Annotated in this window: 20 protein-coding genes; 16 read left to right on the top strand and 4 right to left on the bottom strand. The window is 59.8% G+C overall.

Annotation, left to right across the window (positions count from 1 at the left end; genetic code table 11):
* Positions 1-153: 153 nt before the first annotated feature.
* A complete protein-coding gene (gene senB, locus HGHM_RS11860; RefSeq protein ID WP_245549261.1) occupies positions 154-1,119 on the top strand; it encodes a selenoneine biosynthesis selenosugar synthase SenB in 966 nt (321 codons plus the stop codon).
* Positions 1,120-1,181: 62 nt separating this feature from the next.
* Positions 1,182-2,240, top strand: a complete 1,059-nt coding sequence (selD, locus tag HGHM_RS11855) for a selenide, water dikinase SelD (RefSeq protein WP_019141747.1) — start codon at positions 1,182-1,184, stop codon at positions 2,238-2,240.
* A 176-nt stretch (positions 2,241-2,416) separates the two neighbouring features.
* On the opposite strand, the gene HGHM_RS11850 is transcribed toward selD, so the two are convergent.
* From HGHM_RS11850 to HGHM_RS11835, 4 genes are all read right to left on the bottom strand, one after another.
* Positions 2,417-3,085, bottom strand: a complete 669-nt coding sequence (locus HGHM_RS11850; protein WP_019141746.1) for an HAD family hydrolase — start codon at positions 3,083-3,085, stop codon at positions 2,417-2,419.
* A gap of 70 nt (positions 3,086-3,155) precedes the next feature.
* Positions 3,156-3,851 (bottom strand): bifunctional 2-polyprenyl-6-hydroxyphenol methylase/3-demethylubiquinol 3-O-methyltransferase UbiG, encoded by a 696-nt coding sequence (gene ubiG, locus HGHM_RS11845; protein ID WP_019141745.1) that lies wholly within the window; start codon positions 3,849-3,851, stop codon positions 3,156-3,158.
* A gap of 112 nt (positions 3,852-3,963) precedes the next feature.
* Positions 3,964-4,632 (bottom strand): outer membrane protein OmpA, encoded by a 669-nt coding sequence (gene ompA, locus HGHM_RS11840; protein ID WP_019141744.1) that lies wholly within the window; start codon positions 4,630-4,632, stop codon positions 3,964-3,966.
* Between the two features lie 293 nt (positions 4,633-4,925).
* Complete coding sequence (locus HGHM_RS11835; protein WP_019141743.1) at positions 4,926-5,603, bottom strand: OmpA family protein; 678 nt, start codon at positions 5,601-5,603, stop codon at positions 4,926-4,928.
* Between the two features lie 236 nt (positions 5,604-5,839).
* Between HGHM_RS11835 and gyrA the strand changes: the two genes are divergently transcribed.
* The 14 genes from gyrA (at position 5,840) to HGHM_RS11760 (ending at position 21,824) form a co-directional block, all read left to right on the top strand.
* Positions 5,840-8,452 carry a DNA gyrase subunit A gene (gyrA, locus tag HGHM_RS11830; RefSeq protein ID WP_019141742.1) on the top strand — a complete coding sequence of 871 codons (2,613 nt, stop codon included), beginning with the start codon at positions 5,840-5,842 and terminating at the stop codon, positions 8,450-8,452.
* Positions 8,449-9,555: a 3-phosphoserine/phosphohydroxythreonine transaminase gene (gene serC, locus HGHM_RS11825; RefSeq protein ID WP_019141741.1), complete on the top strand. Its 1,107-nt coding sequence runs from the start codon at positions 8,449-8,451 to the stop codon at positions 9,553-9,555. Before gyrA ends, serC begins: the two co-directional genes overlap by 4 nt.
* Before the next feature lie 195 nt (positions 9,556-9,750).
* A complete protein-coding gene (gene pheA / locus HGHM_RS11815; protein ID WP_019141739.1) occupies positions 9,751-10,824 on the top strand; it encodes a prephenate dehydratase in 1,074 nt (357 codons plus the stop codon).
* A 68-nt stretch (positions 10,825-10,892) separates the two neighbouring features.
* Positions 10,893-11,999: a histidinol-phosphate transaminase gene (hisC, locus tag HGHM_RS11810; protein WP_019141738.1), complete on the top strand. Its 1,107-nt coding sequence runs from the start codon at positions 10,893-10,895 to the stop codon at positions 11,997-11,999.
* A 10-nt stretch (positions 12,000-12,009) separates the two neighbouring features.
* A complete protein-coding gene (locus HGHM_RS11805) occupies positions 12,010-12,906 on the top strand; it encodes a prephenate dehydrogenase (protein WP_019141737.1) in 897 nt (298 codons plus the stop codon).
* Complete coding sequence (aroA, locus tag HGHM_RS11800; protein ID WP_019141736.1) at positions 12,906-14,225, top strand: 3-phosphoshikimate 1-carboxyvinyltransferase; 1,320 nt, start codon at positions 12,906-12,908, stop codon at positions 14,223-14,225. Before HGHM_RS11805 ends, aroA begins: the two co-directional genes overlap by 1 nt.
* A gap of 94 nt (positions 14,226-14,319) precedes the next feature.
* Complete coding sequence (gene cmk / locus HGHM_RS11795; RefSeq protein ID WP_019141735.1) at positions 14,320-14,997, top strand: (d)CMP kinase; 678 nt, start codon at positions 14,320-14,322, stop codon at positions 14,995-14,997.
* A gap of 140 nt (positions 14,998-15,137) precedes the next feature.
* Entirely contained in the window at positions 15,138-16,847 is a 1,710-nt protein-coding gene (gene rpsA, locus HGHM_RS11790) for a 30S ribosomal protein S1 (protein WP_075111712.1), read from the top strand.
* A 12-nt stretch (positions 16,848-16,859) separates the two neighbouring features.
* A complete protein-coding gene (locus HGHM_RS11785) occupies positions 16,860-17,165 on the top strand; it encodes an integration host factor subunit beta (protein ID WP_019141733.1) in 306 nt (101 codons plus the stop codon).
* 222 nt (positions 17,166-17,387) lie between these two features.
* Complete coding sequence (locus tag HGHM_RS11780; RefSeq protein ID WP_019141732.1) at positions 17,388-17,708, top strand: LapA family protein; 321 nt, start codon at positions 17,388-17,390, stop codon at positions 17,706-17,708.
* A 22-nt stretch (positions 17,709-17,730) separates the two neighbouring features.
* A complete protein-coding gene (gene lapB / locus HGHM_RS11775) occupies positions 17,731-18,906 on the top strand; it encodes a lipopolysaccharide assembly protein LapB (protein ID WP_019141731.1) in 1,176 nt (391 codons plus the stop codon).
* Between the two features lie 46 nt (positions 18,907-18,952).
* The gene (locus HGHM_RS11770; RefSeq protein ID WP_019141730.1) at positions 18,953-20,326 is read left to right on the top strand and encodes a UDP-glucose dehydrogenase family protein; all 1,374 of its coding nucleotides are present in this window, start codon (positions 18,953-18,955) and stop codon (positions 20,324-20,326) included.
* 2 nt (positions 20,327-20,328) lie between these two features.
* Positions 20,329-21,258, top strand: a complete 930-nt coding sequence (rfaE1, locus tag HGHM_RS21230) for a D-glycero-beta-D-manno-heptose-7-phosphate kinase (RefSeq protein ID WP_019141729.1) — start codon at positions 20,329-20,331, stop codon at positions 21,256-21,258.
* A 110-nt stretch (positions 21,259-21,368) separates the two neighbouring features.
* Entirely contained in the window at positions 21,369-21,824 is a 456-nt protein-coding gene (locus HGHM_RS11760) for a ComEA family DNA-binding protein (protein WP_034348508.1), read from the top strand.
* Positions 21,825-21,870: the final 46 nt, after the last annotated feature.

The following is a 21,870-nucleotide window of genomic DNA, read 5'->3' as shown; positions in this document are numbered from 1 at the left end:
GCTATGGTGTCAAGAGCGTCTGGCAAAATGGGCAAACTGACAGGTTTGCGGTCGCTGGCAAGGCGTGTCGACAGTCCATGAGGTAAGGCAAGAAGACGCATGGTCGCCAGCGGCATTTTGATAGTCGCTCTAAAGATGCGTGGAGAAGCAGTGTTGGCCAAAAGGCATGTCGTCATTATCAGCCCGGCCATGGCAAAAGCCAACAATGGCAACTGGCAGACTGCCCGGCGCTGGGCGCGGTTCCTCGGCGAACGCTACCGGGTTACGCTTCTTGAACGCTGGAACGGCATCGCCTGCGACGCCGTGATAGCCTTGCACGCCCGGCGCTCGGCTTCCTCGATCGCTTCATTCGCCGCTGCCTTTCCCGAACGTCCCTGCATCCTGGTCCTGACCGGCACCGACCTGTATCGCGACATCCATGCCGATGCCGAAGCGCAGCGTTCCCTGCAATTTGCGACACGCCTGGTTGTCCTGCAGGAAGCCGGCCTGCAGGAATTGCCTGAAGAGGGACGTGCCAAGGCTCGCGTCATTTACCAGTCCGCTCCAGCGCTCGCGCCCGTCGTCTGCCACGAGCCCGGCGATGCCGAGGTGGTGATGATCGGCCATCTGCGTGATGAAAAGGATCCGCTCGTCTTCATGCATGCGGCTGCTATGGTGAAAGCTCCCGGTTTGCGCATGACCCATATCGGCGGCGCGCTCGATCCGGCGCTGGGCGAACAGGCCATGGCGACACAGCAGGCGGTGCCGCATTACCGCTGGCTTGGCAGCCTGCCGCATGACGCCACGCGGGAGCGTCTGCGACGCAGCCGGCTGATGGTGATCGCCTCGAAAATCGAAGGAGGCGCGAATGTCATCATCGAAGCCGTCACCAGCGTCGTGCCGGTGCTGGCCAGCGACATACCGGGCAACCGTGGCATGCTGGGCGCGGATTACGCAGGCTACTTCCCAGTGGGCGACAGCAAGGCACTGGCTGCCCTGATCGACAAGGCGCTGGCGGATTCGGCGTTTCATGCGCTCCTCCAGGACCAGTGCAAGGCGAGGGCGGCGCTGTTTGCTCCCGAGCGCGAGCAAGCGGCAGTGCTGCAATTGTTGGATAATTTAGCCCCTAAAACACGTTGAGCCCAAGCAGCATCCGTGCCGACGGTCCCGCACCCATCCTCGTCTTACACCGACAAGCCAACATGAATGCACCAACCGACCTGAATATCAAGCTGACTTCGTTTTCCCATGGCGGCGGCTGTGGCTGCAAGATCGCGCCCGGCGTGCTGGCCGAGATCCTGAAAAAATCGAGCGGCTTCCCGGTGCCGAAGGAATTGATGGTCGGTATCGAGACTGCCGACGATGCGGCGGTCTACAAGCTGAACGATGAACAGGCGCTGATCGCGACTACCGATTTCTTCATGCCCATCGTCGACGATCCCTACGATTTCGGCCGCATCGCCGCGACCAATGCGATCTCGGATGTGTATGCGATGGGTGGCACGCCCATCATGGCGCTGGCGCTGGTCGGCATGCCGATCAACAAATTGCCGCTGGACGTGATCGGCAAGATCCTGCAGGGCGGCGAATCGGTCTGCGCCGAAGCCGGCATCCCGATTGCCGGCGGCCATACGATTGATTCGGTCGAGCCGATCTACGGCCTGGTGGTGATGGGCCTGGTGCATCCGTCGAAAGTCAAGCGCAATGCGGATGCACGCGCCGGCGACAAGTTCATCCTCGGAAAACCGCTGGGCGTCGGCATCCTGTCCGCCGCATTGAAAAAGGATGCGCTCGATGCCAGCGGCTATGCGGCGATGATCGAAAACACCACCAAACTCAACAAGCCCGGCAAGTCACTGTCGGATCTGCCGGGCGTTCACGCGCTGACGGATGTGACGGGCTTCGGACTCCTTGGGCATCTGCTCGAACTGGCCCGCGGTGCCGGCCTGACTGCGAGGCTGGAGATGCCGCGCATTCCGCTGTTGCCGAATGTGCAGCAGTTCGCCGAGCGTGGCTTCGTCACCGGTGCCTCGGGCCGCAACTGGGCGGGCTACGGCCATGAGGTTGTGCTGGCCGATGGCATCACCCCGGTGCAGCAGGCCTTGCTGACGGATCCCCAGACCTCGGGCGGCCTGCTGGTTTCTTGCGCGGCGAGCGCCGTGGATGAAGTGCTGGCCTTGTTCAAGCGCGAAGGCTTCGTGCATGCTGCGGTCATCGGCGAAATGGTGAACGGCCCGGCCCGGGTGGAAGTGACTGCCTGAGAAAATGCGCAACGCATCGTAATCGACGACGCGTTGCCGGAACCGCTGTTTCGTCGAGCTTGTCGGGCAGGCACAGCGCTAGTCATGTGGCGACGTTTCCTTCTCTTGCTATACCGTCATGTCCGCGCTGCCCGCAGTCTTGGCGACCAGTCCCTGCATGCAGACCAGATGACGGCTCAGGATCTGGCGTGTGCGATCAGTTCGAGCAGATGGCGCGGCGTTTCGGCCAATGCGTCGGCACCCCAGGTGACCGGTTCGGCATGGCCGCAATAGCCCCACGCCGCGCCTATCGTCGGCATGCCGGCGGCGCTTCCTGCCTGGATGTCGCGCACATCGTCGCCGACATACCAGCAGTCGGCCGGCGGCAGGCCAAGGCGGCGCGCCGCTTCCAGCAGCGGCGTCGGGTGCGGCTTGGGATGCGGCGTGGTGTCTCCGGAAATGACGCACCGCGCATGCAGCAGACCGATTTGCGGCACCAGCGGTTCGGTAAATCGCGCAGCCTTGTTGGTCACGATCCCCCATTGCATGCCGGCTTCCTCCAGTTTGTGCAGAAGCTCGGGAATGCCGTCGAACAGCCGGCTTTTCACAGCCAGCGCCGCTTCGTAATTGTTGAGGAAGGCGACGCGCAGGGTTTCATATTCCTCGTCCCCCGGCTTGAGGCCGAAGGCGGCGCCGATCAGGCCGCGCGCGCCGGCAGAGGCGACCGGCCGCAGGGACTCGTAAGGCGCTTCCGGGAGGCCGCGCGCAACGCGCAACTGGTTGACGGCTGCAGCCAGGTCGGGTGCAGTATCGGCCAGCGTGCCGTCAAGGTCGAAGAGTATGGCGCGGGGAGCAGTCAGCTTCATGAAATCCAGTCGTTGTTCTTGCAAAAGGCCTCTGCACGGCCTGCGTGTGCAGGCCGTGCAGAGGCAGAAATCAGGCCGGGCGGGTGCAGGCGGCCAGGTAATTGACGTCGGTATCCCGGTTCAGGGAATACATTTTCGTCAGCGGGTTGTAGCCCATGCCTTTGAGGGCATCGAGCGTCAATCCGGCGTTGCGGATGAATTGGGCAAGTTCGGCGGGCGTGATGAACTTGGCATAGTCATGCGTGCCCTTCGGCAGCAGGCGCAGCAGGTATTCGGCACCGATGACGGCGAACAGGTAGGACTTCGGATTGCGATTGATGGTCGAAAAGAAGACGTGGCCACCGGGTTTCACCAGGGTTGCGCAAGCCTTTACAACCGCTGCGGGGTCGGGCACGTGCTCCAGCATTTCCATGCAGGTGACGACGTCGTAGCGGGCAGGCTCGCGTGCCGCCAGCTCCTCAGCCGAGATCAGCTCGTATCGAACCTGGACTCCGGATTCCAGGCTATGAAGATCGGCAACCTTCAGCGCCTTTTCCGAGAGGTCGATCCCGGTAACCTCGGCTCCCTTTTTCGCCATCGATTCGGCAAGTATGCCGCCGCCGCAACCGATATCGGCTACGGTCTTTCCTTCCAGCGGAGCACGCGAATTGATCCATTCCAGACGCAATGGATTGATTTCATGAAGCGGGCGGAATTCGGAGGTCGGGTCCCACCAGCGGTGGGCAAGATCACTGAATTTCTGAAGTTCTAATGGGTCGGCATTCATAGGTCGAATGATAACGGTAAAGGAGGCGCCGCGCTGCGACTAATCTCCAATCGTGATGTAAGGCTCCATAAAAAAACCCCGCCGAAGCGGGGTTGGCCTTGATTGACACCGATTACCGGGTACGGGTGCCGACGACTTCAACTTCGACACGACGGTTCGGTGCCAGGCACTCGATCAGTTGCTTGCGCGCCTGCTTCGGATTGCAATCGGTTTTCACCGGCTGGCTTTCACCCTTGCCTTCGGTGTAGACACGGTTGGCTTCGATACCCTTGGATACCAGGTATGCCTTCACCGCTTCTGCGCGGCGCATCGACAGTTTCTGGTTGTATGCCGTCGAGCCGATGGAGTCGGTGTGGCCGACAGCAATGATCACTTCCAGATTCATGCCTTGCAGTCTGGAAACGAGGTCATCCAGCTTTTCCCTGCCCTCAGGCTTCAGGACAGCCTTGTCGAAATCGAACAGGGTATCCGTGGAGAGCGAGACCTTCTCGGAAGTCGGAGCCGGGGCCGGAGCGGGGGGCGGAGGCGGCGGTTCGGCAGGCGCCGGAGCTGCTACCGGGGCCGGAGCTTTTGCTACCACGCCATCACAGCCGACAACGGTGGCATCGGCCGGAGTCCAGTAACCACTATGCACGCAGTTGCCGGATCCGCTCATCACGACAACGCCGCGGCTGTCCGTCAAGTATGCGGTGCTCGGTGGTGCCTGGACGGCTTGCTGTGCTGATGCAGAAAATGAAGCGACTGCGGACGCAGCAAAGATGAGTTTTGCTAAGTTATTCATATTTTTCCTCTTGGTTGATAGATCCGCAGATGAACTGCGCAACAAAAAATGGTTGTCTAAATTTCATGTAGACATCACTACACGCCGTTAGATGGCCATTTTACGAGGTTGTTCCTTTGCAATGCTCATTTGTTAACTATATTTTGCCATATGCTTGATTTAGCGCGAATGTCGCCAAATGCTGCTGCGTCCTTTTAGCCCGTTTTGTTGTAATTAGTCTGCAAAAAAATCAGAAAAATCCGCGTTTTTGCAGAAAAATCTTGCGGAAATGGAATTTTATTGCTTGAGCGAATTCATCCGGAAATCCCGCGGATTTCGATGACTACCCGGCGATTCGGTGCCAAGCAATCCACCAGCTTTGAGCGTGGTCGCTTGCCGCTGCATTGAGAAAGTGCCTGCGCAGGCCCTGCTCCGGTGGTGGTGACCGGCGCGGTGATTCCTTTGTCTTTCAGATAAGCGGCTACCGCATTGGCACGCTGTTCCGACAGGCGCTGATTCTGCTGCCTTGAGCCGAGATGGTCGGTATGGCCGGTCACGAGAACGGCCTCCACTTTCCTGCAGCCGGCAATGCCCGGGATGACATCTTCGTCAAGCCGCTTTTTCGCTGCACGATTCAAGACCGCCTTGCCGGAGGCGAAAGCCTGGTCGCCGCTTAAAGTCACGGTGAAGTCGCAGCGCTTCGGAGCTGCGGGCGCAGCGGGTATTTGTGCCAGTGGCGGCGCAACGATTGCGGGGGCTGTCGGTTTTGCAACCGGCGGAATCAGTTCGCCGTCGCAACCGGGCGCTGCATCAGCTGATGCCCAGCTCCCAGTGCGCCAGCACAGGCCGGTCTCGCTGCGCAGAATGACACCGCGTGAGTCTTGCAGGTAAGCGCTGGAAACGGGATCGGCTTGAATGCTCGGGAAGGTTTGGGCAACTGCGCCGGCGGCGGTCAGGCCCAGAATAAGGCCCAGGGCCAGTTTGTTTGACATCTTGACACTTGATTGGGTTTGTAAAACGGAATTGCAGTGGGCAAGGGGAAGGATTTAATCATACTTTCAAGTGCTTTCAGCACCAGTTTTACAAGTTGCATAACCTGAGGAAGCCTTGAGAAGCCCGGGAAGGGTAGGGGGTGGCATGGTAAAATACAGGGTTTGGTGAATGATGCAGAGCTGCTGTGTCGTTCATCGCTAATCAGCCAACTCCAGTCTGAACAGGCCGCTCGCCCATGGATCAATTCGCAAAAGAAACCATCCCGATTTCACTCGAAGAAGAGATGCGCAAGAGCTATCTCGATTACGCGATGAGCGTGATCGTGGGGCGTGCGCTGCCGGACGTGCGCGATGGCTTGAAGCCGGTGCATCGCCGGGTTCTCTATGCCATGCACGAGATGAACAACGTATGGAACCGCCCATACGTCAAGTGCGCACGCGTAGTCGGCGAGGTCATGGGTAAGTACCACCCGCACGGCGACCAGGCTATCTACGACACCCTGGTGCGCATGGCGCAGGATTTTTCGCTGCGCTATACACTGGTGGACGGGCAGGGCAACTTCGGATCGATCGACGGCGACAATGCTGCCGCGATGCGTTACACCGAGTGCCGCATGGACAAGATCGCGGGCGAAATCCTGGCCGACATTGACAAGGAAACGGTCGATTTCGTTCCGAACTACGACGGCAAGGAAAAGGAGCCGTCCGTCCTGCCGACCAGGATCCCCAACCTGCTGATCAACGGCTCGTCCGGCATCGCGGTCGGCATGGCGACCAATATCCCGCCGCACAACATCAGTGAAGTGATCGACGGCGCGCTGCATGTGCTGCGCAGCCCGGCATGCTCGGTCGACGAGCTTATCGAAATCATTCCGGCTCCGGATTTCCCGACCGGCGGCATCATTTACGGCGTCTCCGGCGTGCGCGACGGCTATCGCACCGGCCGCGGCCGCGTCGTGATGCGCGCCAAGACGCATTTCGAGGAATTCGGCAAGGAAGGCCGCACGGCTATCATCATCGATGAACTTCCGTATCAGGTTAACAAGAAGTCGCTGCTGGAGCGGATCGCCGAGCTGGTGCGCGACAAGAAGCTGGAAGGCATTTCCGACATTCGCGACGAGTCCGACAAGTCCGGCATGCGGGTGGTGATCGAGCTCAAGCGCGGCGAAGTGCCGGAAGTGGTGCTCAACAACCTGTACAAGCAGACCCAGCTGCAGGATACCTTCGGCATGAACATGGTGGCCCTGGTCGACGGCCAGCCGAAGCTGCTGAACCTGAAGGAGATGCTGGACTGCTTCCTGTCGCACCGGCGGGAAGTGGTCACGCGTCGCACCGTGTTCGAGCTGCGCAAGGCGCGCGAGCGCGGCCACGTGCTCGAAGGCCTGGCAGTTGCGCTGGCGAATATCGACGATTTCATCGCGATCATCAAGGCTGCGCCGACGCCGCCGATCGCCAAGGCGGAATTGATGGCGCGCGCCTGGGATTCGTCCGTGGTGCGGGAAATGCTGGCGCGCACGGGCGCTGAAAGCGCCGGCGGCATCGAAGCCTTCCGCCCCGAGAATCTGCCCAAGCATTACGGCCTGCAGACCGACGGCCTGTACAAGCTGTCCGACGACCAGGCGCAGGAAATCCTGCAGATGCGTCTGCAGCGCCTGACCGGTCTGGAACAGGACAAGATCGTCAACGAGTACAAGGACGTCATGGCGCAGATTGCGGACTTGCTCGATATCCTGGCCAAGCCGGAGCGCGTCACTGCCATCATCCATGACGAACTGACCGCGGCAAAGAATGAGTACGGCACGGGTGCGAAGGACGAGCGTCGTTCGCAGATTGAACTGAATCCGACCGATCTCGGCACCGAAGATCTCATCACGCCGCAGGACATGGTGGTGACGCTCTCGCATACCGGCTACATGAAATCGCAGCCGGTATCCGAATACCGTGCGCAAAAGCGTGGCGGCCGCGGCAAGCAGGCTATGGCGACCAAGGAAGACGATTGGATCGACCAGCTGTTCATCGCCAATACGCACGATTACATCCTGTGCTTCTCCAACCGCGGTCGCATGTACTGGCTGAAGGTATGGGAAGTGCCGCAAGGTTCGCGCAATTCGCGCGGCAAGCCCATCGTCAACATGTTCCCGCTGCAGGACGGCGAGAAGATTACCGTCGTGCTGCCGCTGTCCGGCGAAAACAGCAGCTTCCCGGAAGACCATTATGTCTTCATGGCGACTTCCCTTGGTACCGTGAAGAAGACGCCGCTGACCGAATTCAGCAATCCGCGCAAGGCCGGCATCATCGCGGTCGACCTCGATGAGGGCGACTTCCTGATCGGCGCGGCGCTGACCGATGGCAAGCATGACGTGATGCTGTTCTCCGACGCCGGCAAGGCGGTGCGTTTCGACGAAAACGATGTGCGTCCGATGGGCCGCACGGCGCGCGGCGTGCGCGGCATGAACCTGGAAGAAGGCCAGCAGGTGATTGCCTTGCTGGTGGCCGAGAACGAACAGCAGTCGGTGCTGACCGCAACCGAAAACGGTTACGGCAAGCGCACGCCGATCACCGAATACACACGTCATGGCCGTGGCACCAAGGGCATGATCGCGATCCAGACCAGCGAGCGCAATGGCAAGGTGGTCGCCGCAACCCTGGTCGAGCCGGCCGATGAAATCATGATGATTACGACCGGCGGCGTGCTGATCCGTACCCGTGTTTCGGAGATCCGCGAAATGGGCCGCGCCACCCAGGGCGTGACATTGATCGCGGTGGAAGACGGAACCCGCCTTTCGGGCTTGCAGCGCATCGTCGAATCCGACGTCGAAGAGGAAACCAACGGCTCGGAGGAAGAGTGACACGACGCGTCTACAATTTTTCCGCCGGCCCGGCGGTGCTGCCGGAAGAGGTGCTGCAGCAGGCCGCGGCCGAAATGCTCGACTGGCATGGCAGCGGCATGTCCGTAATGGAAATGAGCCATCGCGGCAAGGAATTCATCTCCATCTATGAAGCAGCAGAGCGCGACTTGCGCGAGCTATTGGCGGTTCCATCCAATTACAGAATCCTGTTCATGCAGGGCGGCGGCATCGGCGAGAATGCCATCGTTCCCCTGAACCTGATCGGCAGGAAGCCGCAGCCGGCCGTCGTCGACTTCGTGCATACCGGTTCCTGGTCGGGGAAATCGATCAAGGAAGCGAAAAAGTATTGCAAGGTCAATGTCGCAGCGTCTTCCGAAGAGGTGAAATTCAAGGCGATCCCGCCGCGCGACAGCTGGAAGCTGTCGAAGGACGCCGCATATGTGCACATCTGCACCAACGAAACCATCGACGGCGTGGAATTCCAATACACGCCGGACGTGGCTGTCGACACCGGCAATGCGCCGCTGGTTGCCGACATGTCCTCGCATATCCTCTCGCGCCCGGTCGATGTCTCGAAATATGGCGTGATATTTGCGGGTGCGCAGAAGAACATCGGCCCCGCCGGAGTGACCCTGGTGCTCGTGCGCGACGACCTGCTCGGTCACGCCTTGCCGATCTGCCCGTCGGCTTTCGACTGGAAACTGGTCGCCGACAACAACTCGATGTACAACACGCCGCCAACCTATGGCATCTACATTGCCGGACTGGTGTTCCAGTGGCTGAAGAAGCAGGGTGGTGTCGCTGCGATGGAACGGCGCAATGTCGAAAAGGCGACGCTGCTGTACGACTATCTGGACTCCACCGATTTCTACAGCAACAACATCGCGAAGGAATCGCGTTCGCGCATGAACGTACCTTTCTTCCTGGGCGATGAAAGCCTCAACGATACTTTCCTGGCGGAGGCGAAGGCGCGTGGCCTGCTGCAGTTGAAGGGACACAAGTCGGTCGGCGGCATGCGGGCATCGATCTATAACGCCATGCCGATGGAAGGTGTGCAAGCATTGATCGATTTCCTGAAAGAGTTTGAGAAGAAGTACGGTTGAAGGCGATTCTCGGCCGGCAGGGATGCTGCATTCGAAATGCGACAGCTTCCAGACCGGCCGTATTCCCCATTCCGGATTTTCCGCGTTGCGCCTTGCAGGGCAACGCGACGGCAAGCGCGAGGCAGCGGTGCTTTGCGAAATCCTTGCCTCATCTCCCGAAGAGGGAGAATCAAAGAGTGAGCGCGTGAAGAAGATATGACGGACGACAAACTTAAATCCCTGCGCGAGCAAATCGATGCAATCGATGCACAAATCCTCGATTTGCTGAATCGCCGCGCCCTCATCGCCGAGCAGGTCGGCCATGTGAAAGCGGAAACCAATGCGCCGGTGTTCCGCCCCGAGCGCGAGGCGCAGGTCTTGCTTGGCGTCGCCAACAGGAATCCGGGCCCCTTGCACGGTACCGACGTGCAAACCATCTTCCGGGAAATCATGTCCGCTTGCCGTGCACTGGAAAGGAGGGTAACGGTTGCCTATCTCGGGCCGGCCGGTACCTTCAGCGAGCAGGCGGTATACCAGCAGTTCGGCCATGCGGTCGAAGTCTTGCCCTGCAGCTCGATCGATGAAGTATTCCGCGCAGCCGAAGCCGGCACCGCGGAATTCGGCGTGGTCCCGGTCGAAAATTCCTCCGAAGGCGCGGTCAACCGCACTCTCGACCTGCTGCTGCAAACCACGCTTGTCATCAGCGGTGAAGTGTCCATTCCCGTGCACCACAGCCTGATGACGAAAAGCGGATCGATGGATGGCGTGCATCGCATCTGCGCCCATTCGCAAGCGCTTGCCCAGTGCCAGGCCTGGCTGAATCAGAATTACCCGAACATCGAGCGGCAGGCAGTGGCTTCCAATGGTGAAGCCGCCCGCATGGCGAGCGAGGATGCAGGCGTGGCCGCGATCGCCGGCGAGGTGGCAGGCGAGAAATACAACCTGCAGGTCGTCAAGGCGCATGTGCAGGACGATCCGCATAACCGCACGCGTTTTGCCGTCATCGGCCGTCTGCAGACGGCGCCGAGCGGCAAGGACCAGACGTCATTGATCTTGTCGGTGCCCAACAAGGCTGGCGCGGTCTACAGCATGCTTGCACCCCTGGCCAGGCACGGCGTATCGATGACCCGCTTCGAATCGCGCCCCGCGCGCATGGGCACGTGGGAGTATTACTTCTACGTCGACATCGAAGGCCATGCCAGGGATGAGAAGGTGGCAAAGGCGCTGGCCGAGCTGAAGGAAAACGCTGCCTTCTTCAAGTTGCTGGGGTCATACCCGTTCAGTTTGTGATTAACAACGTCTGCAGCCGGGTGTCTGTCGCCTATTGCTGCATGGCGGTCTAGCTTTGGAACTCCACTATGTCTAATCAATTCGGACCCGATTACGTGCGCGCCATTGCCCCTTACCAGGGCGGCAAGCCGATCGCGGAAGTCGCTCGTGAATTCGGCCTCGACGAGGCGAAAATTACCAAGCTTGCCTCGAATGAAAATCCGCTTGGCATGCCGGACTCGGCCAAGCAGGCGATGCTCAAGGCGATGAGCGATATCGGGCGTTACCCGGATTCCAACGGTTTTGAACTGAAGGCAGCGATCACCGCAAAGTACGCCGTGCCGCAGGACTGGATCACGCTCGGCAACGGCAGCAACGATATCCTGGAACTCGCGGCCCACGCATTCGTGCAGCCGGCACAGTCGGTGGTTTTCGCCCAGTATTCATTCGCGGTATATCCGCTCGCTACCCAGGCGGTCGGCGCCCGCGCCATCGTGGTGCCCGCGAAGAATTTCGGCCATGACCTGGCAGCGATGTCGAAGGCGATCGCGGAAGATACCCGGCTGGTGTTCATCGCCAATCCGAACAACCCGACCGGCACCTTCCTGCCGGCGAAGGAAATCGAAGCCTTCCTGCAAACCGTGCCGCAGAACGTGGTCGTGGTGCTGGACGAGGCGTACAACGAATATCTGGCGCCGGAATTGCAATACGATTCGATTGCCTGGGTCCGGAAATATCCGAACCTGCTGGTGTCGCGCACGCTGTCGAAAGCTTACGGGCTGGCCGGTCTGCGCGTCGGCTTCGGGATCGCTCAGCCGCACGTCACCGATCTGCTCAACCGCATTCGCCAGCCATTCAATGTCAATTCGCTGGCGCAGGCCGCAGCGATCGCCGCATTGAACGACGAGGAATTCCTGAAGAAAAGCGCACGCGTGAACGCCGAGGGCTATCGCCAGCTGACTCAGGCTTTCGAGGCGATGGATCTGGAATATGTGCCTTCGTTCGGCAATTTCGTGCTGGTTCGCGTCGGGAACGATGACGGCGCTGGTGCACGGGTGAACCTGGCCTTGCTGAAGCAGGGCGTGATCGTGCGGCCGGTTGGCAATTATGGCTTGCCGCAATGGCTGCGCATTTCCATCGGCTTGCCCGAGGAAAATGCCGCGTTCATCGACGCCTTGAAAAAAGCCTTGGCCTGAGATTTCCGTGTTGAAGAAAGTCAGCATATTCGGTGTCGGCCTGATCGGCGGGTCGTTCGCCCTGGCCCTGCGCAATGCGGAAGCGGTAGAGCAGATCGCGGGTTTCGGGCGCAGCGCCGCTTCCCTGGTGCGTGCCAAGGAACTTGGCATCATCGACCAGATCAATGCGACGCCGGCTGACGCGGTGAGCGATGCGGACCTGGTTCTGATCGCCGCCCCCGTGGCACAAACGGAAGCGATACTCACATCGATCAAGCCCCATTTGCAGCCGGGTACTGTGGTGACCGATGCCGGCAGCACGAAGTCGGATGTGGTGCGGGCCGCGCGCAAGGCGCTTGGTGACAAGATCGCACAGTTCGTACCCGGCCATCCGATTGCGGGGCGTGAGAGGAACGGGCCGGATGCGGCGATTCCCGATTTGTATATCGGCAAGAAGGTCGTGCTGGCGCCTCTGCCGGAAAATCCGGAAGCGTATGTGGCACGGGTGGCGCAGGCCTGGCGGGATTGCGGCGCCGTCATTCACACCCTCACTGCCGAGGAGCACGACCGGGTGTTCGCGGCGGTCAGCCATCTGCCTCACCTGCTTGCCTACGCCCTGGTCGATGACATTGCGAACAAGCCGCATGCCGACCTGCTGTTCCAGTATGCCGCCAGTGGGTTTCGCGACTTCACCCGAATTGCCGGCTCGTCCCCGGAAATGTGGCGTGATATCTCCCTGGCCAATCAGGCGGCATTGCTGGCCGAACTCGATGCCTACCTCGCTCAGCTGACACGTTTGCGCGGCATGCTGGCAGCTGGAGACGGCGGCGCGCTGGAAGGCGTGTATGCCAATGCGCAGCGGGCGCGGCAGAGCTGGATCCGAACCATCGAGACAGCGGAAAAACCTAACAAGCTAGGCGGCGACTGATGAAACACTATCCCCATCATCTCGACCTGAAGCCGGTCAGCCATGTGCAGGGCACGGTGCGCCTTCCGGGATCGAAGAGCATTTCCAATCGCACTCTGCTGCTCGCCGCGCTGGCGCAAGGCACGACGCGGATTATGGAATTGCTGGCTTCCGACGATACGCACGTGATGCTGATGGCATTGCAAAAGCTGGGCGTGCAATGGGAACAGGTGGACGCGAGCCAGGAATATATCGTGCATGGTGCGGGTGGCGCTTTTCCGGTACATCATGCGGACCTGTTCATGGGAAATGCCGGCACCGCCATCCGGCCCCTGACGGCGGCGCTTGCGGTCACCGGCGGCGACTACACGCTGCACGGCGTGGCGCGCATGCATGAACGCCCGATCGGCGACTTGGTCGATGCATTGAATGCAGTAGGCACCCGGATTGCGTACACCGGCGAGCCCGGTTATCCGCCCCTGCACATACAACGCGGACAGATCCATGCCGAACGCATGCAGGTGCGCGGCAATGTCTCCAGCCAGTTCCTCACTGCCTTGCTGATGGCTGCACCCCTGATGGCAAGGGAGCAAGCTGTTGTCATCGATGTGATCGGCGAGCTGATCTCGAAGCCCTATATTGAAATCACGCTCAACCTGATTCAGCGCTTCGGCGTCCAGGTCGAGCGCAATGGCTGGCAATCCTTTACCGTACGAGCCGGCCAGCAATATGCGAGCCCGGGCACCATTCATGTCGAAGGCGATGCCTCCTCCGCTTCCTATTTCCTCGCGGCGGGCGCCATTGCCGGCGGACCGGTGCGGGTGGAAGGCGTCGGGCGCGACAGCATCCAGGGCGATGTGCGCTTCGTCGAGGCACTGGAGCAGATGGGCGCAAACATCAGCATGGGAGACACCTGGATCGAGGCGTCGTCCAGTGGCGCCCTGAAAGCCATCGACGCTGATTTCAACCATATTCCGGATGCGGCGATGACGATCGCGGTTGCTGCGCTGTACGCGGAAGGCACCAGCACCTTGCGCAACATCGGAAGCTGGCGGGTCAAGGAAACCGACCGGATTGCAGCCATGGCTATCGAATTGCGCAAGCTGGGCGCGCACGTGGAAGAGGGCGAGGATTATTTGCGCATCACCCCACCCGCACAGTTGCGTCCGGCCGCCATCGATACCTATGACGACCACCGCATGGCGATGTGCTTTTCGCTTGCCGCGCTTAATGGTGCAGCGCGCAAGGGGACGGCGGTCCGCATCAACGATCCGAAATGCGTTGCCAAGACTTTCCCGGAGTATTTCGAGGTTTTCACAAAAATCGCCGGCAAGGGCTGACATTTCGGCAAGCGGGTGATGGACCGGAACGATTGCCGGGATGTGTGCCGACTGGCACGCAGCCGGCAGCAGGCCAACCATTGATATTAAAGAAATGAATACTTCCAATATTGCCGTAATCGCCATTGATGGTCCGACCGCTTCCGGCAAGGGTACGGTTGCGCAGCGCGTCGCGCTGCGTCTCGGCTTTCACTACCTGGATTCCGGAGCGCTGTACCGGCTCACGGCCCTGTCGGCATTGCGGAAGAACGTCCTGCTGAATGACGAACATGGTCTCGCAAAGCTGGCAGCCAGCCTGCCATGCCAGTTCATAGGCGATGAGGTCTGGCTTGCTCATGAAAACGTGACGAATGCCATCCGGGCGGAAGACGTCGGGAATGCCGCGAGCAGGATTGCAGCCCTGCCCGCCGTGCGCCAAGCCTTGTATGGCTTGCAACTCGGCTTTCGCAAGGCGCCGGGACTGGTCGCGGACGGGCGGGATATGGGCACTGTGATTTTCCCGAACGCACTGCTCAAGGTTTTTCTTACAGCAAGCGTCGAAGCACGTGCCGACAGGCGCTATAAGCAATTGATTGACAAGGGTTTTCCTGCTAATATGGACGACCTTCTAAAAGATTTGAAGGAGCGTGACGCGCGCGACGCCAATCGTGCTGTTGCCCCGCTCAAGCCCGCAGAAGGGGCGCTCGTGCTGGATACTTCCGCGATGACTGCCGACGAGGCAGTCGAACAAGTGCTCAGTTGGTTCACCGCTGCGAGGCATGGCGCGCGTTGATGCGCAAGAGTGTCATTCGATTTGTTGTCAGTTGTGCCGTTGGTGCCCGGTAGATGCGCGCAGCATCCCGCCGGGTGTTGATTAACCTAACCCAATGTTTGCCACATCCCGCTGGCAAATTGGCTAACCCTTTTACTTTTATGTCTACAGTTCCTGCTTCCTCTACCTCTGGTAACGAAAGTTTTGCCGCTCTCTTCGAGGAATCGCTGTCGCGCCAGGATATGCGTTCCGGCGAAGTGATTTCGGCTGAGGTCGTTCGCGTCGACTACAACTTCGTCGTCGTCAACGCCGGCCTGAAATCCGAAGCGTTCATTCCAATCGACGAATTCAAGAATGATAACGGCGAACTCGAAGTCAACGTAGGGGATTTCGTCACCGTTGCCATCGAATCACTCGAAAACGGCTTCGGCGACACCATCCTGTCGCGCGACAAGGCCAAGCGCCTCGCATCGTGGCTCTCGCTGGAAAAGGCGATGGAGTCCGGCGAGCTGGTCACCGGTACAGTGAATGGCAAAGTCAAGGGCGGCCTGACCGTCCTGACCAACGGCATCCGCGCCTTCCTGCCGGGTTCGCTGGTCGATACCCGTCCGGTCAAGGACACCACGCCGTACGAAGGCAAGACCCTGGAATTCAAGGTCATCAAGCTTGACCGCAAGCGCAACAACGTTGTGCTGTCGCGTCGCGCCGTTATCGAAGCATCAATGGGCGAAGAGCGCGCCAAGCTGATGGAAACCCTGAAGGAAGGCACCGTGGTGACCGGCGTCGTCAAGAACATTACCGACTACGGCGCGTTCGTCGACCTCGGTGGCATCGACGGCCTGCTGCACATCACCGACCTCGCGTGGCGCCGTGTCCGTCACCCGTCCGAAGTGCTGTCCGTCGGCCAGGAAATCACTGCCAAGGTCCTCAAGTACGATCAGGAAAAGAACCGCGTTTCGCTGGGCGTCAAGCAATTGGGTGACGATCCCTGGACCGGCCTGTCCCGTCGCTATCCGCCGGGCACCCGTCTGTTCGGCAAGGTGACCAACCTGACCGACTACGGCGCATTCGTTGAAGTCGAGCAGGGCATCGAAGGCCTGGTGCACGTATCCGAAATGGATTGGACCAACAAGAACGTGGCTCCGAGCAAGGTTGTCCAGCTGGGCGACGAAGTCGAAGTCATGGTTCTGGAAATCGACGAAGAGCGTCGCCGTATCTCCCTCGGCATGAAGCAGTGCAAGCCGAATCCGTGGGAAGACTTCGCCGCCACCCACAAGAAGGGCGACAAGGTCAAGGGCGCGATCAAGTCGATCACCGACTTCGGCGTGTTCATCGGCCTGCCGGGCAATATCGACGGCCTGGTGCATCTGTCCGACCTGTCCTGGACGGAAGCTGGCGAAGAAGCCGTGCGCAAGTTCAAGAAGGGCGACGAACTGGAAGCTGTCGTGCTGGCCATCGACGTGGAGCGCGAGCGCGTTTCGCTGGGCGTCAAGCAGCTCGAAGGCGATCCGTTCAACAACTTCACTGCAATGAATGACAAGGGTGCGGTCGTTTCCGGCACCGTCAAGTCGGTCGAGCCGAAGGGCGCAGTGATCCAGTTGACCGACGAAGTCGAAGGCTATCTGCGTGCGTCCGAAATCTCCCGCGACCGCGTGGAAGATGCCGGCACTCACCTGAAGGTTGGCGACAAGGTTGAGGCAATGATCATCAACATCGACCGCAAGTCGCGCAGCATCCAGTTGTCGATCAAGGCCAAAGACAACGTCGAAACCCAGGAAGCCATGCAGAAGATGTCGGCTGATGCCAATGCGGCTTCCGGCACCACCAGCCTGGGCGCGCTGTTGAAGGCGAAGCTCGACAACAAGCAGTAAGTCGAGCGTCAAATGACTAAGTCGGAGCTGATTGCCCGTCTGGCCGAGCGTTATCCGCAACTGGTGGCAAAAGATGCGGATTACGCGGTCAAGACAATTCTCGATGCAATGGCCGATGCGCTGGCAAGCGGCCAGCGCATCGAGATTCGTGGCTTTGGCAGCTTTGCCCTGAACAGCCGTCCGCCGCGCATCGGTCGCAATCCGAAATCAGGCGACAAGGTGATGGTTCCCGAAAAGCGGGTGCCACATTTCAAGCCTGGCAAGGAATTGCGGGAGCGCGTCGACGCCATGGTCGGGCAGCCAATCAAGGAAGATTGAGTCGTTGCTGCGCAAATCGGAACGGCATCCGCTACGGATGCCGTTTTTTTTGAGCTGCATTTTTGATGGCGAATCGTACGCACACCGCTTGAATTGGGGCAACACCATTCGTCACCCGAACTTCGTTTCACGTACAATTTCACCTTCTGTCATCCGGCACGTCCTGCCTGCTGGAGGGAGCATGCAATGCACAGGCAAAACGATCGATAAGGAATCGGAGCCATGAAAATCATTTCGAGAATTGTTGCGGTCATCCTTTTTCTCGTGTTCTTTGGCTTTGCCTTGAAGAATACGCAGGAAGTCGCGCTCAGGTTCTTCTTTGACTACGAACTGCGTGGGCCTCTGGTGCTGCTGCTGCTCGGCTTCTTTGTCGCTGGCGCAGCGCTCGGGGTGCTTGGCATGATGCCAACCGTATTCCGTCACCGGCGCAACCTGAACCGGCACAAGAAAACCATCGAGACGATGCAAAAAGAAACCGAAGCCGAGCGCATGTCCCGCCTCCAGCCCCCGCCGCCCGATAGCATCATCAATATCAACAAGTAACTGCAACGATTTATACAACTGCATGGAATTCGAAACCTGGTGGCTGCTCAGCATCCCTATCTTTTTCAGCCTTGGCTGGATTGCAGCGCGCATTGATATCAAGCAGCTGGTATCCGAATCGCGCAGTCTCCCTAAAGGATATTTCAAGGGATTGAATTTCCTGTTGAACGAGCAGCCCGACAAAGCGATCGACGCCTTTATCGAAATCGTCACGCTGGATCCGGAAACCGTCGAGCTGCATTTCGCGCTCGGCAATCTGTTTCGCCGCCGTGGCGAGATCGAGCGCGCCATCCGCGTGCACCAGAATCTGCTGGCCCGGCCCGACCTGCCGCTGGAATACCAAGTCCATTCCCAATACGAACTCGGGCAGGATTACCTGAAAGCCGGTTTGCTCGACAGGGCCGAGGAAACTTTCAACCTGCTGGTCGACACTCAGTATGGCGCGCAGGCGCGCAGGGCTCTGCTCGAAATCTACCAGCGCGAAAAGGACTGGACCCGCGCCATCGACGCTGCCCGTGCCCTGCAGGAATCCGGTGCCGGCGGGCGGCAAAAGGAAATATCCCAGTTCTACTGCGAGCTGGCTCAGGACGAACTGGTGCATACGCATCCAGACGCGGCTCTGGACTTGCTGGAAAAGGCGCTGCACGCCGACCGCAAGAATGCCCGTGCCAGCATCCTCATGGGCGATGCCCAACTTGCCAGGGGCGACATCGAAGCAGCCTTGCTGGCATGGCGGCGCGTCGAGCACCAGAGCGTGCCGCATGTGGCGCTGGTCGCCCAGCGCCTCATGGATGGATACCGGGCAGTCGGCCGGCCCTTGGAAGGCGTGAACCTGCTCAAGTTCTATCTGACGGAGGCACCGTCCATCGACCTGCTCGAAGTGGTTTTCAAGGCCGTGCTGGAAATGGACGGTGTCGAAGCCGCGAACCAGCTGGTCAGCAATGAATTGCGGCGGACCCCGACCCTGCTCGGACTCGACAAGATGCTGGAAGGGCGTCTGCTGAATGCCTCGCCGGAAGTGCGGCCGGAACTCTCGCTGGTGAAAGACCTGGTGCACGGCTATACCCAGAAGCTGGCGCGCTACCAGTGCAGCCACTGTGGCTTCAAGGCACGCCAGTTCTATTGGCAATGCCCGGGCTGCAGCCAGTGGGAAACCTATCCGCCGCGACGCACCGAAGAACTCAACGTCATGACTTAAACCCGTCCGGCGCTCACGGGTGCCGGCATTCAATCAAACTACCATCATGAAGATAACGATTATCGGCACAGGTTATGTCGGTCTAGTCACAGGCGCCTGCCTGGCGGAAGTGGGCAACGATGTCTTTTGCCTCGACGTCGATCAGGCCAAGATCGATATTCTGAACAGCGGAGGAATTCCGATCCATGAGCCAGGCTTGTCCGATATTGTCGCGCGCAACCACGCAGCCGGCCGCCTGAAATTTTCGACGGATATCGCTGCCAGCGTGGCCCATGGCGATATCCAGTTCATCGCCGTAGGCACGCCGCCCGACGAAGACGGTTCGGCCGACTTGAAATATGTGCTGGCCGCAGCCCGCAACATCGGCAAGCATATGAGCGGATTCAAGGTGGTCGTGGACAAATCCACGGTTCCGGTGGGGACCGCGGACAAGGTGCGTGCAGCCGTCCGCGAGGAATTGCAGGCGCGCGGCAAAGAGCTGCCGTTCTCTGTCGTCTCGAATCCGGAATTCCTGAAGGAGGGCGCAGCAGTTGAGGACTTCATGCGGCCCGACCGCATCGTCATCGGTTGCGAGGAAACGCCGGAAGGTCACCAGGCGCAGGAGCTGATGAAGAAGCTCTACAAGCCCTTCAACCGAAACCATGAGCGTACCTTCTGGATGGACGTGCGCTCCGCCGAGTTCACCAAGTACGCGGCAAATGCCATGCTGGCGACCCGCATTTCGTTCATGAACGAGCTTGCCAATCTGGCCGACCGGGTCGGGGCCGACATCGAAGCGGTGCGTCAGGGCATCGGCTCGGATCCGCGCATCGGTTACAGCTTCCTGTACGCAGGCTGCGGCTACGGCGGCTCCTGCTTCCCGAAGGATGTGCAGGCGCTGGAGCGCACTGCGCGCGAATATGATCAGGAACTCCTGATCCTGCGCGCGGTGGAAGCCGTCAATCATCATCAGAAGCAGGTACTCGGCAAGAAGATCGTTGCCCGCTTCGGCGAAGATTTGTCGGGTCGGCACGTCGCTGTCTGGGGCCTGGCTTTCAAACCGAATACCGACGACATGCGAGAAGCCTCGTCCCGCGTCCTGCTGAGCCAGTTGCTGCGCCGCGGCGCCACGGTGGCAGTGCATGATCCGGTTGCGATGGACGAAGCAAGGCGGGTGCTTGCCCTCGACTTTGCGGACAAGCCTGATGCGCTTGAGCGCATCCGCTTCAGCGAGAGTCCGATGGATGCACTGCATGATGCCGATGCGCTGGTAATCGTGACCGAATGGAAGGCTTTCCGCAGCCCCGATTTCGACCGTGTCAAATCCCTGCTCAAGACTCCGATCGTATTCGACGGCCGCAATTTGTTCGAACCGGAATTCATGGCGGATGCCGGGTTCGAATATCACGGTATCGGCCGCTCGGTGCTGACCAGGGTTTGAACATGACCACCTCCGAAAATTCGAAGAATGCGCCGCGCATCCTGGTCGTCGGGGATGTGATGCTCGACCGCTACTGGTTCGGTGATGTAAGCCGGATCTCGCCGGAGGCGCCGGTGCCTGTGGTACGCATCGAGCGGCGCGAAGAGCGCCTTGGCGGCGCTGCGAACGTTGCGCGCAACGCGGTCGCGCTCGGCGCGCGTGCCGGCCTGCTCGGCGTCGTCGGCAAGGATGAGGCAGGCGATACGGTGGAGCAATTGCTCGCCGCACTGAATGTCAACAGCTACCTGAACCGGGATGCGTTGGTATCGACCATCATCAAGCTGCGCGTGATCGGCAGGCAGCAGCAATTGCTGCGCATTGATTTTGAAGCGCCTCCTACCGACACCGTGTTGCGGGACAAGCTGACGCAGTTCAATGCCCTGTTGCCTGAGTATGAAGTGATCGTGCTGTCGGACTATGCCAAGGGCAGCCTGGTGAATGTGGTGCACATGATCGAAGCGGCAAGGCAGCTTGGAAAACGCATACTGGTCGATCCGAAGGGTGATGATTTCCTGCGCTACAAGGGCGCATCGATCCTGACCCCGAACAAGTCGGAACTCAAGCAGGTCGTGGGTTCATGGAAAAGCGAACAGGAGTTGACGGAAAAGGCGCAGCGGCTGCGGGCGGAACTCGAGCTCGAAGCCTTGCTGCTGACGCGTTCCGAAGAAGGCATGACGCTGTACACGGCGGAGGAAGTGCACCATTTCCCCACGATGGCTCGCGAAGTCTACGACGTGTCAGGTGCCGGCGATACCGTGATCGCAACCTTGGCGACCATGCTGGGTACGGGTATGGATCTGAAGGAAGCAGTTTCGATCGCCAATCGTGCCGGTGGTATCGTGGTGGGCAAGCTGGGTACGGCAACTGTTACCCGGGAGGAATTATTCGGCTGATATGGATGTCACGCCTCGTTGTCAACCGCTACAGCATCAGGCCGTTAGAGATCTTAGCGTCGGTTTTCTCCGCGCTTGAAACGCATCCCTAACTACTTTAGGAGAGATCAATGTTCAGGAAACTCTTGCTGGCAGTTGCGACGTTGGTTGCGACAATGGGTTTTGCATTCGCGCAAGTCGACGTCAACAAGGCGGACCAGGCAGCCTTAGACAGCGTCAAGGGCATCGGACCGAAAACGTCCAAAGCCATTCTCGATGAACGCAAGAAGGGCGGGGATTTCAAGGACTGGGCCGATTTCGAAAAGCGGGTAAAGGGCATCGGTGACAAGAATGCAGCCAAGCTGTCTGAGTCCGGATTGACCGTCAATGGGCAATCCAAGCCCGGCACTTCGGCATCAGCCGCCAAGGACAAGCAGAAGGCCGCCGCAGCCAAGGACACGAAGGAAGCGCAGCCGACAGCCGACGCGGGCAAGAAGGAGTCCAAGGCGGCAGACGCCAAATCTGCTGATAGGAGCACGAAGGCTTCCGACGCAAAAGACGCCAAGAAAGACAAGGCCTCGAAGTAAGCTGTCTTCCTTTCGACTCAACCCCGCTGGCACACGCCGCGGGGTT

Origin of the sequence: Noviherbaspirillum massiliense JC206, assembly GCF_000312045.1 — a bacterium.
GTDB lineage: Bacteria > Pseudomonadota > Gammaproteobacteria > Burkholderiales > Burkholderiaceae_D > Noviherbaspirillum > Noviherbaspirillum massiliense.
The sequence above is the reverse complement of the archived record's forward strand: the minus strand, read 5'-3'. Positions and strand labels throughout refer to the sequence as shown.

Bases quoted from the DNA above. Each gene is read 5' to 3' on its own strand.
- selD (WP_019141747.1), top strand. From the start codon at position 1,182: ATGAATGCACCAACCGACCTGAATATCAAGCTGACTTCGTTTTCCCAT.
- HGHM_RS11850 (WP_019141746.1), bottom strand. From the start codon at position 3,085: ATGAAGCTGACTGCTCCCCGCGCCATACTCTTCGACCTTGACGGCACG.
- ubiG (WP_019141745.1), bottom strand. From the start codon at position 3,851: ATGAATGCCGACCCATTAGAACTTCAGAAATTCAGTGATCTTGCCCAC.
- ompA (WP_019141744.1), bottom strand. From the start codon at position 4,632: ATGAATAACTTAGCAAAACTCATCTTTGCTGCGTCCGCAGTCGCTTCA.
- HGHM_RS11835 (WP_019141743.1), bottom strand. From the start codon at position 5,603: ATGTCAAACAAACTGGCCCTGGGCCTTATTCTGGGCCTGACCGCCGCC.
- gyrA (WP_019141742.1), top strand. From the start codon at position 5,840: ATGGATCAATTCGCAAAAGAAACCATCCCGATTTCACTCGAAGAAGAG.
- pheA (WP_019141739.1), top strand. From the start codon at position 9,751: ATGACGGACGACAAACTTAAATCCCTGCGCGAGCAAATCGATGCAATC.
- hisC (WP_019141738.1), top strand. From the start codon at position 10,893: ATGTCTAATCAATTCGGACCCGATTACGTGCGCGCCATTGCCCCTTAC.
- aroA (WP_019141736.1), top strand. From the start codon at position 12,906: ATGAAACACTATCCCCATCATCTCGACCTGAAGCCGGTCAGCCATGTG.
- cmk (WP_019141735.1), top strand. From the start codon at position 14,320: ATGAATACTTCCAATATTGCCGTAATCGCCATTGATGGTCCGACCGCT.
- rpsA (WP_075111712.1), top strand. From the start codon at position 15,138: ATGTCTACAGTTCCTGCTTCCTCTACCTCTGGTAACGAAAGTTTTGCC.
- HGHM_RS11785 (WP_019141733.1), top strand. From the start codon at position 16,860: ATGACTAAGTCGGAGCTGATTGCCCGTCTGGCCGAGCGTTATCCGCAA.
- HGHM_RS11780 (WP_019141732.1), top strand. From the start codon at position 17,388: ATGAAAATCATTTCGAGAATTGTTGCGGTCATCCTTTTTCTCGTGTTC.
- lapB (WP_019141731.1), top strand. From the start codon at position 17,731: ATGGAATTCGAAACCTGGTGGCTGCTCAGCATCCCTATCTTTTTCAGC.
- HGHM_RS11770 (WP_019141730.1), top strand. From the start codon at position 18,953: ATGAAGATAACGATTATCGGCACAGGTTATGTCGGTCTAGTCACAGGC.
- rfaE1 (WP_019141729.1), top strand. From the start codon at position 20,329: ATGACCACCTCCGAAAATTCGAAGAATGCGCCGCGCATCCTGGTCGTC.
- HGHM_RS11760 (WP_034348508.1), top strand. From the start codon at position 21,369: ATGTTCAGGAAACTCTTGCTGGCAGTTGCGACGTTGGTTGCGACAATG.